The 11,814-nt window shown below is 66.8% G+C and carries 11 protein-coding genes; 8 read left to right on the top strand and 3 right to left on the bottom strand.

The features are described 5' to 3' along the window. Positions 1–8: 8 nt before the first annotated feature. Positions 9–1,406 (bottom strand): DHA2 family efflux MFS transporter permease subunit, encoded by a 1,398-nt coding sequence (locus OKW29_RS26125; RefSeq protein WP_429294937.1) that lies wholly within the window; start codon positions 1,404–1,406, stop codon positions 9–11. A gap of 151 nt (positions 1,407–1,557) precedes the next feature. Here OKW29_RS26125 and OKW29_RS26120 point away from each other — a divergent pair, with 151 nt between their 5' ends. Next, positions 1,558–2,418 carry a LysR family transcriptional regulator gene (locus OKW29_RS26120; RefSeq protein ID WP_184065957.1) on the top strand — a complete coding sequence of 287 codons (861 nt, stop codon included), beginning with the start codon at positions 1,558–1,560 and terminating at the stop codon, positions 2,416–2,418. A gap of 41 nt (positions 2,419–2,459) precedes the next feature. Here OKW29_RS26120 and OKW29_RS26115 read toward each other — a convergent pair whose 3' ends face one another. Continuing rightward, positions 2,460–2,816 (bottom strand): carboxymuconolactone decarboxylase family protein, encoded by a 357-nt coding sequence (locus OKW29_RS26115; RefSeq protein WP_429294936.1) that lies wholly within the window; start codon positions 2,814–2,816, stop codon positions 2,460–2,462. A 142-nt stretch (positions 2,817–2,958) separates the two neighbouring features. On the opposite strand from OKW29_RS26115, the gene OKW29_RS26110 reads away from it, so the two are divergent. From OKW29_RS26110 to OKW29_RS26085, 6 genes are all read left to right on the top strand, one after another. Further along, on the top strand, positions 2,959–4,017 hold the full coding sequence (locus OKW29_RS26110; RefSeq protein ID WP_429293149.1) for an NAD(P)/FAD-dependent oxidoreductase: 1,059 nt from the start codon (positions 2,959–2,961) through the stop codon (positions 4,015–4,017). A gap of 502 nt (positions 4,018–4,519) precedes the next feature. Further along, entirely contained in the window at positions 4,520–6,493 is a 1,974-nt protein-coding gene (locus OKW29_RS26105; RefSeq protein ID WP_429293148.1) for a hybrid sensor histidine kinase/response regulator, read from the top strand. 120 nt (positions 6,494–6,613) lie between these two features. Further along, a complete protein-coding gene (locus OKW29_RS26100; RefSeq protein ID WP_429293147.1) occupies positions 6,614–7,810 on the top strand; it encodes an acyl-CoA dehydrogenase in 1,197 nt (398 codons plus the stop codon). Positions 7,811–7,842: 32 nt separating this feature from the next. Beyond that, entirely contained in the window at positions 7,843–8,448 is a 606-nt protein-coding gene (locus OKW29_RS26095) for an SAM-dependent methyltransferase (protein WP_429293146.1), read from the top strand. Next, positions 8,445–9,110, top strand: coding sequence for a glycosyltransferase (locus tag OKW29_RS26090; protein WP_429293145.1), 666 nt, complete (start codon positions 8,445–8,447; stop codon positions 9,108–9,110). Before OKW29_RS26095 ends, OKW29_RS26090 begins: the two co-directional genes overlap by 4 nt. 89 nt (positions 9,111–9,199) lie before the next feature. Further along, positions 9,200–9,694, top strand: coding sequence for a DUF421 domain-containing protein (locus OKW29_RS26085; RefSeq protein ID WP_429293144.1), 495 nt, complete (start codon positions 9,200–9,202; stop codon positions 9,692–9,694). Positions 9,695–9,746: 52 nt separating this feature from the next. Here the strand turns inward: OKW29_RS26085 and OKW29_RS26080 are convergent, their stop codons facing one another. Beyond that, the gene (locus OKW29_RS26080; RefSeq protein WP_429293143.1) at positions 9,747–11,150 is read right to left on the bottom strand and encodes an MFS transporter; all 1,404 of its coding nucleotides are present in this window, start codon (positions 11,148–11,150) and stop codon (positions 9,747–9,749) included. A gap of 230 nt (positions 11,151–11,380) precedes the next feature. Here OKW29_RS26080 and OKW29_RS26075 point away from each other — a divergent pair, with 230 nt between their 5' ends. Next, positions 11,381–11,524: a hypothetical protein gene (locus OKW29_RS26075; protein WP_018417771.1), complete on the top strand. Its 144-nt coding sequence runs from the start codon at positions 11,381–11,383 to the stop codon at positions 11,522–11,524. The last annotated feature ends 290 nt before the right edge of the window (positions 11,525–11,814 follow it).

Below are 11,814 nucleotides of genomic sequence, written 5' to 3'. Positions count from 1 at the left end.
GTCGCGTCTCAACTCCCCGCGCTCGGCGCAGCCTGGCCGCGAATCACGCGCGTGCCCGACGGGTCGTCGAGGTGGCGGAAGATCCACGCGGACACGAGCGTGATCGCGCCGACGCACACGAATGCGAGCCGGAAGCCGAGCGCCGCCGACCATTGCGCCGCGAACAGATTGACGAGCCCGCCGCCGATCGACACGCCAAGCCCGATCGCAAGCATCTGCACCATCGAGAACAGGCTATTGCCCATGCCAGCGTCTTCGTGCGACAGATCCTTCAGCGTGACACTGTTCATCGCCGCGAACTGCATCGAGTTGGCCGCGCCGAACACCGCGAGGATCGCGATTTCGATCACGAGCGGTGTGCCGAGCGAAATCAGCGAGAACGCGACGATCGCCAAGCCGACGATGATCGTGTTGACGAGCAGGAACGTGTCGTAACCGTAGCGGCGCACGAGCGGCGCGATCCAGCGTTTCGCGAGCGTGCCGGCGAGTGCCGCGGGCAGCATCATCAGACCCGAGTGCAGCGGCGAGTAGCCGAGCTGCAATTGCAGCAGCAGCGGCACGAGGAACGGCACCGCGCTCGAACCGACCCGGCATACGAGGTTGCCGATCAGGCCGACGCTGAAGTTCGGCTCGCCGAACAGCGACAGCTTGAACAGCGGATCGCGGCGGTTTCTGGCGTACGGAATGTAGGCGAGCGCGCTGGCGACGGCCAACGCGAACAGCCCCGCCGACCACGCCGCGCGATGCGAAGGGACCGGCGCGTCGATCGCGAGCGAAAACGCGATCATGCACAACGACAGCAGGGCGCAGCCGATCACATCGAACGGCGGCGCCTGCCCCTCGTCATGCGACGGCAGAAAGCGGTGCACCGCGTACAGACCGAGCGCGCCGATCGGCACGTTGATCAGAAAGATCCAGTGCCACGTGATCGCCTGCACGAACCAGCCGCCGAGCGTTGGCCCGGCGATCGGGCCGAGCTGCCCCGCGATCGATATGAACGCGAGCGCCGACACGTATTGCTCGCCCGACACGCTGCGCAGCACCGCGAGGCGTCCGATCGGCAGCAGCATCGAGCCGCCGAGGCCTTGCAGCACGCGCGCCATCACGAGCTGGCCGAGCGTGTGCGCGCTCGAGCAGCAGATCGAGCCGAGCACGAACACGAGAATGGCGGCGAAATAGACGCGGCGGGTGCCGAAGCGGTCGGCAAGCCAGCCGGAGGCGGGCGTCAGCATCGCCATCGTCAGCGTGTAGGCGACGACGACAGGTTGCATCGCGAGCGGCGCGACGCGCAGGCTGTTCGCGATCGACGGCAGCGCGGTGTTGACGATCGTCGTGTCAAGCGACTGCATGAAGAAGCCGGCGGCGACGATCCATAGTAGGGCGGTTTGAGAGGAATCCTTGGTCATGTTTTCGACAGCGGGCGCGGCGGCGGCAAAGCGCCGCCAGAGCGGGGCCAGGCGGAATTCCGTCATCTTATTGACATCCTCGTCAATCGGGAACCCCACTAAGCCCGCTGACTGTTATCGACAATGCCGATAAGCAGCGCCACAATCACGCATGCTCAATCCAATCTGGCTCAAGACCTTCTCGACCGTCGCGGCTTGCCATAGCTTCACCGAAGCGGGGCGGCGGCTCGACCTGACGCAGTCGAGCGTCAGCGAACATATCCGGCGCCTCGAACAGAGCGTGGGCCGGCGCCTGTTCCTGCGCGACACCCATTCGCTCGCGATGACACCCGACGGCGAAGCGATGCTTGCGCATGCGAGCGTGATCCTGCAGGCGCTGTCGCGCGCGGAATCGCAGTTTCGCGCGCCGCGTCTGAAGGGGCGCGTGCGGCTCGGTTCGTCGGACGACATCGCGCTCGGCCCGCTCCCCACCGTGCTCGCGGCGTTTCGCAACGCGCATCCCGACGTCGAACTGGAAATCACGATCGGCATGACGGGCAGGCTCTACGAGTTGCTCGACGCGGGCGCGATCGATCTGCTGGTCGGCAAGCGCCGGCTCGGTGACCGGCGCGGCGTGCCGCTTTTCACCGGGCGCCTCGAATGGCTCGCGCGGACCGGCACGCTCGTCGATCTGAGTCAGCCGCTGCCGCTGATTCTGGTCGCCGAGCCGAGTGTGACGCGCGCGGTCGTGCTCGATGCGCTCGCCGAAGCCGGCGCGAGCTGGCAGATCGTCTGCACGAGCAGCAGTCATTCCGGCTGTATCGCGGCCGCGCGCGGCGGACTCGGGATCACCGTGCGGCCGCAGTATCTGGCCGCGCGCGGCCTCGCGCCGCCGTTGAATGCGGCCGGACTGCCGACGCTGCCGTCGGTGGAATTCATCGCGCTGGCGGCGAAGCGCTTGAGTCGCCCGGCGGGCACGCTGTTGCAGTTGCTGCATGACAGCGACCTGCGCGGGTCGTGGATCGGGGAGTGAGGCGGGCAGTGCGTCGCCTCATGCTGCCGCCATGCCGCCGCTCAGGCCGGCATCTTCCGGAACGAGATCGCGAAGCGGTTCCATGCATTGATCGCCGAGACGAGCAGCGTCAGGTCGACCAGTTCCTCGTCGCTGAAATGCGGCCGCACCGCTTGCCATACCGCGTCGGGCACATGATCGTGCGACACCAGCGTGAGCGCGTCGGTCCACTCGAGCGCCGCGCGTTCGCGGTCCGTGAAGAACGGCGTTTCGGGCCACACGACGACGGTCGCGAGACGCCGCTCGGTTTCGCCGCCCTTGCGCGCGTCCGCCGTATGCGTATCGACGCAATACGCGCAGCCGTTGATCTGCGACGCGCGCAACCGCACCAGTTCTTGGCCGATTCCAGGTATTTTCAGGTAGCCACTTTCGGGCGTTGAGCGGGCACGCCTAGCACCCTTACCGTCGACGATGGCATCGTTGCCGCGTGCGGGCCGATTCGGTATGGTGGGTCATCGACGCTTCCATTGCGCCTTTCACCGTGATCCGGAGACCTGCCCCATGACCGTTGCCACCGATCCGTCCGCTGTGCCCGCCTCGCCGATCCGCACCGATGTCCTGATCGTCGGCGCCGGTCCCGTGGCTCTGTTCGCGGCATTCGAGGCCGGCGTGATCGGCCTCACCTGTCAGATCGTCGACATACTTGGACGGGTCGGCGGCCAGTGCATCGAGCTGTATCCCGACAAGCCGATCTACGATATCCCCGCGATTGCGTCGTGCACCGCGCGCGAACTGGTCGAGCGACTGGTCGCGCAATGCAAGCCGTTCGATGTGCCGATTCATCTGGAACAGCGCGTCGACACGGTCGAGCAGCGCGACGACGGACGCTGGACCGTGCGCACGCAGCGCGGCCTCGTGTTCGACGTCGCGGCGATCCTGCTCGCCGCCGGCAACGGCGCGTTCGTCCCGCAAAAGCTCACGCTCCCCGAGGCCGTGCCGCTGGAAAAGCGCTACGTGCACTACAGCGTGCCGCGCCTCGCCGATTTCGCCGACAAAAACGTGGTCGTCGCGGGCGGTGGCGATTCGGCGCTCGACTGGGCGCTGGCACTGCGCAAGGTCGCGCGGCGCGTGACCCTCGTGCATCGGCGCGCCGGCTTCAGCGCGGCCGATTCGAGCGTCGAGCTGATGCGGCGCGCGGTCGACGCTGGCGAGATGGACTTCGTCGTCGGCGGGATCGCGGCGCTCGATGTGGAAGACGGCGCGCTGCGTTCGCTCACGCTGCGGCAGGTCAACGGCGAGACACAGCTCGAAGCCGACCATCTGATCGCGCTGTATGGACTCGTCGCCGATCTCGGACCGATCGCGCAATGGGGACTGACGATTCATGGCGGGCGCGTCGACGTTGATACTTCGAACTACGAAAGCTCGCGGCCGGGCATCTTCGCCGTCGGCGACATCGCGAACTATCCGAACAAGCAGAAGCTGATCCTGTCGGGCTTTCACGAGGCGTCGCTCGCGCTGCGCAAGGCGTACGCGTACGCGTATCCCGACAAGAAACGCGTGCATGTCCATTCGAGTTACGACGCGAAGCTCGCGGAAAAGATCGGCGCGGCGGCTTGACGGGCGCGCCAGCGCAGCAGCAGTTTCGACTCGCGACGCGTGCCGATTTGCAGCGATGTCGCGCCGGGCCGGCCGTTGGCATCACGCGACGGTCGGCCGCCGTTATCTGCTCGTGTTCCTCGCGGCAGGCAGTATTTTCCAGCGGGTCGACTCGCGGCGGCCGCGGCGCTCGCGGCCTTGTCTTTCGTTCTTCCTGGCCTCATGGTGGCCGATCGCGCAGCCCGCCGCGTCGTGAATACCTTTTTCAATTGACACGCCTGTTTTTGCCAACGAAGGCCAAAACGGAAAGCCGAAACCGCAGCGCGGCGACGTTTTCCGTCATGACCCGCTAGCTGTCGCGGGGCTCGTCGTTATAAGCTTGGCGCCTTATCAGCCGGCGCGCGAGCGCCCTTGGCGACGCATCCCGGCCCCTCCGTGGACCGCGCAACCGCTTGCGCGACGGCTTCGCCGCCGGCCAGGCGCGAGGTTTGCTTAAGACGAAAATTCCAATGACGTGTCCGCCATGACCCAGCTCGATGCTTCTTCTTCCCGCGACTACGGCGGGCCCGCTCCAGTGCAGGCCGAGGCCGCGCCGCCAGCGCCCGTCGGCGTCGATTATTTGTCGCTCGTGCAGGCCATTTCGGACTACGCGATCTTTCTGCTCGATGCGAAAGGCAACATCGTCAGCTGGAATGTCGGCGCGCAGAAGCTGAAGGGCTATGCGCAGAGCGAGATCGTCGGCCAGCATTTCTCGCGCTTCTATACCGAGGAAGCCGTTGCGCGCGGCTGGCCGACCTACGAGCTGGAACAGGCGGCGCTGACCGGCCGTTTCGAAGATGAAGGCTGGCGCGTGCGCAAGGACGGCACGACGTTCTGGGCGAACGTCGTGATCACCGCGATACGCAACGAGAAGGGCGAGGTCACGGGCTTCGCGAAGATCACGCGCGACCTGACCGCGCAGCGCGAATACCTCGAAGCGCTGCGCCAGAGCGAGGAGCGCTTCCGTCTGCTCGTCGATAGCGTGAAAGACTACGCGATCTTCATGCTCGATCCGCAAGGCTTCGTCGTCAGCTGGAATTCGGGCGCCGCGCGCATCAAGGGCTATACGCACGACGAAATCGTCGGCCGGCACTTCTCGCAGTTCTATGTGCCCGAGGAGGCCGCGGCCGGCAAGCCCGCGCGCGAGCTCGCGATCGCGCGCCAGATCGGCACCGTCGAAGACGAAGGCTGGCGCATGCGCAAGGACGGTTCGACGTTCTGGGCCAACGTGATCATCACGGCCGTCTATGACGAATCGCGACGCTTGCGCGGCTTTGCAAAGGTCACGCGCGATTTGACCGAGCGGCGCCGGCGCGAGGAACTGGAACGCTCCGGGGAGCGCATGCGCGAATTTCTCGCGACGCTCGCGCACGAACTGCGCAATCCGCTCGCGCCGGTGCGCAACGCGATCGGCACGATGCAGATGGAAACCGATCTGAGCCCGGTGGTCGCGCGGGCGCGCGATCTGATCGATCGCCAGGTCACGCACCTGACGCGACTCGTCGACGATCTGCTCGATATCGGCCGCATCATGTCCGACAAGGTTGAACTGCGTATTGCGCGCGTCGATCTCGCCGAGCTCGTCGCGCGCGCGATCGAAGCGGCGCGGCCGTTCACCGACTCGCGCGAGCAGCGCGTGGTCGCGCATGTACCCGACGCTCCCGTGATGATTCGCGGCGACATGACGAGGCTCGTGCAGGTCCTGCAAAACCTGCTGCACAACGCGTCGAAGTTTTCGCCGAACGGCAGCGCGATCGAGCTGCAGGGACGTATCGACTTTCGCATGGCGGTGCTCGAAGTGCGCGACCCCGGCTGCGGCATTCCGGTGCGCTCGCTCGACAAGATTTTCGAACTGTTCGCGCAGGAGAAGGAAGGGCAAAGTTTCGGCGAGGGCGGCCTTGGGATCGGCCTGACGCTGTGCAAGTCGCTCGTCGAAATGCATGGTGGCAGCATCGTCGCGAGCAGCGAAGGACTGGGACTCGGCAGCACGTTCACGCTGAGTCTGCCGCTCGCCTCCGCGCAGTCCGACACCGCGGAGAGCGGCACGATCAATGCCGCGCCCCACGTGCAGCCGCTGCGCATTCTCCTCGTCGACGACAATCGCGATTCGGCCGACAGCCTCGCGATGCTGCTCGAACTGAAGGGCCACGAGGTGCGTATCGCCTACGAGGGCGAACAGGCGCTGCAGATCTCGCCACGCTTCTCGCCGCATCTCGCGCTGATCGACCTCGCGATGCCGAAGATGGATGGCTATGCGACGCTCGCGGCGATGCGCGCGCTGCCCGAGATGTCGCGCACGATGTACGCGGCGATGACGGGTTTCGGCCATGCGAGCGATCTCGATCGAACTCGCAACGCGGGTTTCCATGCGCACCTCGTGAAGCCGGTCGAGATGGTGGTCCTCGACGCGTTGCTCGCGAAGGCGGATGGACGTCTGAGCGGAAGCGGCGGGACGTAGCCGCTTTTTCGCTGCGCGGCTGCCTCGCCGGTCGGGGCACGGTGTTTGCTGCCACTCTGCATACGTTCCAGTCCGCCGCCGCTCGGCCGGCCGCGGATCTAACCGGTGCAGGGAGGCACGATGCTCGACACGCGCGACCACGCGGCCAGCTTAAAGGCCCAGTCACGGCAGGTCTCAAATCAACACGGTGGCCGCGCACTACGCGCGAGCGCCCGCGCGCCGCAGCCCGGCAAGCCTGCTATCTCGCTCGACGATTTTCTGCGCGACGCGCGTTTCGATGCGAACGATCCCGCTGCCCTCGGAGCACTGCTCGCTGATCTGATCGAGCGCGGCTACGATCGCGCGCCGACCTTGCCATGGCCGGGGCATGGGGAGACGCTGGTGCGCTGGCGCGCGCTGGCCGCCGTCGCCGCATGCGACCTCGGCCTCGTCAAACTGTTCGAAGGCCATACCGATGCGCTCGCGATTCTCGCCGAGCTCAATGGTCCGCTGCCGCCCGCGGCAAGCCGCTGGGGCGTGTGGGCCGCCGAAGCGCCGCACGCGCGGGTGCGCGCCATCGACGAAGAAATCCAGACCGTTGCCGGCGAGGGCGCGCAGGTGCGCCTGTCCGGCACCAAAGCCTGGTGCTCCGGCGCGCAGGCGCTCACCCATGCGCTCGTGACCGCATGGCGCGACGACGAGCCCGTGCTCGCGGCGCTCGCGCTGGACCATAGCTCGATCTCGATCGATACATCGAAGTGGCAGGCCGTCGGCATGCAGGCGACCGCGAGCGCGGATGTCACGTTCAAAGACACCGTGGCGAGGCTCGTCGGCGCGCCGCATGCGTATCTGCGCCGCGCGGGCTTCTGGCATGGCGGCGCCGGTATCGCCGCGTGCTGGTACGGCGCGGCCGCGCAAATCGCGCGCACGCTGCGCGACGCGTGCGCCCGGCACGCGGACGCGCATCGGCTCGCTCATCTCGGTGCGACCGATGTCGCCTTGCAGTCGGCCGCCGCGCTGCTGCGCGAAACCGCCGCGTGGATCGACGCGCAGCCGTCGGCCGATGCAGCGACGCGCGTGTTGCGCGCGCGTCTGGCCGTCGAGCAGGCCGCGAGCGCCGTGATCGAGCACGCGACACGCGCGCTCGGCGCGGGCCCGTTGTGCCGCGACGCGCGATTCGCGCGGGCGCTCGCCGACCTGCCGGTGTTTCTGCGGCAGAGCCACGCGGAACGCGACCTCGCAGCGCTCGGCGAACGGCTCGTCGAGGCCGCTGACACGACTGCCGCGCCGGCATCGCATCAGGCGTCTTCGCAAACACTCGCGCCGTGGACGCTATGACTTTTTCCCCCTGCCTTGAGAGGATCGCTGAGATGAGCTCGACGGTGCTGTACTTCGATGAACTCTACCGACGCAGCGACGATCCGTGGCGTTTGCGCGAAGGCTGGTACGAACGCCGCAAGCGTTCGCTGACGCTCGCGCTGCTGCCGCGGGCGCGCTATCGCAACGCGTTCGAGCCGGGCTGCGCGAACGGCGAGTTGACGGCCGGGCTCGCGACGCGCTGCGACGCGCTGCTCGCCGCCGATCTGCACGCGCGCGCCGTCGAGCTTGCGTGTGAACGCGTGGCGGGCGCATCGAACGTGCGGATCGAGCAGCGCAGGGTGCCGCGCGACTGGCCGACGGAGCACGGGCCGTTCGATCTGATCGTGATCAGCGAGTTCGCGTACTACCTCGACGCGGCCGAGCTCGAAACGCTGGCCGCGCGCATCGCCGGGTCGCTGACGCCGGACGGCACGCTGCTCGCCTGTCATTGGCGCCGGCCGTTCGCCGAAGCGCGCGAATCCGCCGACCATGCGCACGCGCTATTCGATGCGCGCTGCGGTCTCGCGCGTCTCGCGCATCACGACGAAGCCGACTTGCTGATCGACCTGTGGTCGCGCGACGCACGTTCGGTCGCGCAGCGCGAGGGGCTTCTATGATCGGCGTGATCGTTCCGGCGCATAACGAAGAGACGTTGCTCGCACGGTGCCTGGCGGCCTTGCTCGAAGCGTCGCGACACGAAGCGCTCGCCGGCGAGGAGGTGCGGATCGTCGTCGCGCTCGACGCGTGCAGCGATTTCAGCGGGGCGATCGCGCGCGCTTACGGCGTGCAGACGCTGACGCTGAAGGCGCGCAACGTCGGGATCGCGCGGGCACTCGGCGCGTCGCTGCTGCTCGCGCACGGCGCGCGCTGGCTGGCGTTTACCGATGCCGACAGCCGCGTGTCGCCCGGTTGGCTGGCCGCGCAACTGGCGCTCGGCGCCGATGCGGTGTGCGGCTCGATCGCCGTCGACGACTGGAGCGCGCATCCGCACAGCGTGCGCGAATATTTTCGCAAGACGTATGTCGACGCCGACGGACATCGTCATGTGCACGGCGCGAATCTCGGCGTTTCCGCGGACGCCTATCGGCGCGCGGGCGGCTTTCCGCCGCTCAAGTGCAGCGAGGACGCCGCGCTCGTCGATCGCCTGATCGCGACTGGCGCGCGCATCGCGTGGAGCGCCGCGCCGCGCGTGACCACGAGCGCGCGCACCGTGGCCCGCGTGCGCGGCGGTTTCGGCGATACGCTCATCTCATGGGCGACCGATGGCGCGCTGGCCTGAGCGACGGCGACGCGTCGCGGGCTCGTCTCGCTCGCAACTATCCGGACACCAGAACATTCGCACGGCAATACGCCGCGGGGAGGACGAACATGATGGACGCGTTTTTCGTTCTATTCGGCCAAGGCAGGGAGCTCGATCCGTTGCAGATGGGTATGCGCTCGATCGCCGTGTTCGTGATCGCGCTCGCGCTGATCCGTGTATCGGGGCGCCGTTCATTCGGGCAGCGCTCGCCGTTCGATTCGGTCGTCGTGATTCTGCTCGGCGCGACGCTGAGCCGCGCGATCGTCGGTGCGTCGCCGTTTATCGCGACCGTGGTCGCGTCGTTCGCGATCGTCGTGTGTCACCGGGCGCTCGCGTGGTCGTTCATACGCTCGCGCCGCTTCGAGCTGCTGGTGGGCGGCGCCGAGCGCGAGGTGTTCAGCGACGGCAAGTTCCAGGCGAACGAAATGCACGCGGCGCTCGTCACGCGCACCGACATCGAGGAAAGCGTGCGGCAGAAAACCGGCTCGCGCTCGATGGACGACGTGGCCGCCGCGATTCTCGAACGCAATGGCGACGTGAGCGTGATTCGCAAGCGCGCGTGAGCGCCCGAACCCGTGAAGAGCGGGGCGCTTGCGCGTGGACACGGCAGCCGGCTCAGCCGCGCCCGCCTCGCGAAATCTCCGCGCCCGCGCCGCGCGGCAGGCGCAGCGTGACCGGAATCGACGCGAACGAGCATAGCCCGACCACGAGAAACGCGGGCCAGAAATCCGACCAGGTGATGCTCGGATGCCCATGCAGCGCGCGCGAAATCTGCAGCACGATGCCGCCGACCGTCACGCCGAGGCCGAGCGACATCTGCTGCACGACGCTGCCGAGGCTCGTCGCGCGGCCGACGTCGCGGCTCGCGATCTCCGCGTAGGTCAGCGAATTGAGGCTCGTGAACTGCAACGCGGGGAAGAAGCCGCCGAGCAACACGACGATCCAGATGATCCACGTCGGCGTGTGCGGGAAAAACAGCCCGCACGCGGCGATCGAAATGCCCGATAGCGCGGCGTTGAACACGAGCACCTGGCGAAAGCCGAAGCGGCGCAGCACCGTGGAGGCGATCGTGCGCATGAACATGCCGCCGAACGCGGACGCGCAGGTGATCAGCCCCGATTGGAACGCGCTCATGCCGTGACCTTCCTGCAGCAGCAGCGGCAGCAGGAACGGCAACGCGCCGAGACCGATGCGAAATAGCGAGCCGCCGAGCACGCTCGCCTGGAAAGTCGGTACCTTGAAAAAACGCAAATCCAGCAGCGGCAGTGCGACGCGTTGCGCATACGCGACGTAGATCGCGAGCAGCGCCGCGCCGAGCGCGCACATGCCGAACGCGTCCGTATTCGAAATCAGTTCGCCGCCGACCAGCGACAAGCCGAGCAACAGCAGCACCGCGCCCGCCGCCGACAGCAGGAAGCCGATCCAGTCGAGCGGGCCGGGGTCGGGCTCGCGCGTATTGGCGATATAGCGATTGGTCAGATAGATGCCGAGAATGCCGATCGGCACGTTGATGAAGAAGATCAGCCGCCAGTGCAGATACGTGGTGATGAAGCCGCCGAGCAGCGGACCGGCGGCGGGGCCGAGCATTGCGGGCACGCTCAGGTAATTCATCGCGCGGATGAAGTCGGCTTTCTCCACCACGCGAAAGATGATGATCCGCCCGACGGGCACCATCATCGCGCCGCCGACGCCCTGGATGAAACGCGCAACCGTGAAAGTGGCCAGCGAGTTCGACGCGGCGCACAACAGCGAACCCGTCACGAAGATGCCGATCGCGGTGCGGAATACCGTGCGCGCACCGAACTTGTCGGCGAGCCAGCCGCATACCGGGATGAACACGCCGAGCCCGAGCACGTAGCTTGTCACCGCGATCTTCAGCGTGACCGGATCGCGCCCGAAATCGCGCGCCATGGCCGGCAGCGCGGTGACGATCACGTTGGCGTCGACGCTTTCCATGAACATCGCGCACGCGACGATAAGAGGCGCAATCAGAGCTTTTTGGGTCTGGGCGACGGTCATATCGGCGAGCCTGCGGCGAAGCGTCGCAGGCAAAGGGAGCATTATTGCACCTGTACGGTGCGGATTGTTAATACCTGCACGACCGATGCGGCCCCTTTACGAATTTGCCGTATCCGGTACGCGATGTTGGCATTCGCGACGTCGCCAAAAAATATTGTTTTGTTGCGCTGCGGCACGAGATCGCTATAATCGGGTTATTCCGTAGGTATAAACCCTGATAAGGAGTCGCCATGAATACCGCATCGAATGTCGTCCGTTCCACCCCCGCTGCCAACACGTTCTTCGGCAAGCTGCGCGCGCTGGCGCTGCATGCGCTGAACCTGCATCTGCAGAACTGCGCAGTGATCGCCGAAGCGTACCGTCGCCCGAACTAAGCGCGAGTTTCCCGCGCGGGCCCGCAAGCCCCGGCTGTCGTGCCAATGCCCGCTCGAGTAGCGGGCATTGTGCTTTCTGGCCCCGTCAAGCGGAGCACGTTCAGCGAGTCGGTTCCCCAGTCCCACCAGATAGACGCCCGCCGTCAGCCAATTCCGGGCTGCCATCGCCGTTTCCCTTCCTGATATTGTGCTTCCGCTCCTGATTACGGCACGCCCAGCCGTGATCTTGATGCCGCGGTTGCGCCGGCCCGATGCCTCGCATCACGCGAGGAAGCATTACAATCGCGCGC

The sequence above is a fragment of the Paraburkholderia sp. CI3 genome, from assembly GCF_050436505.1.
GTDB classification, from domain to species: domain Bacteria; phylum Pseudomonadota; class Gammaproteobacteria; order Burkholderiales; family Burkholderiaceae; genus Paraburkholderia; species Paraburkholderia tuberum.
The sequence above is the reverse complement of the archived record's forward strand: the minus strand, read 5'-3'. Positions and strand labels throughout refer to the sequence as shown.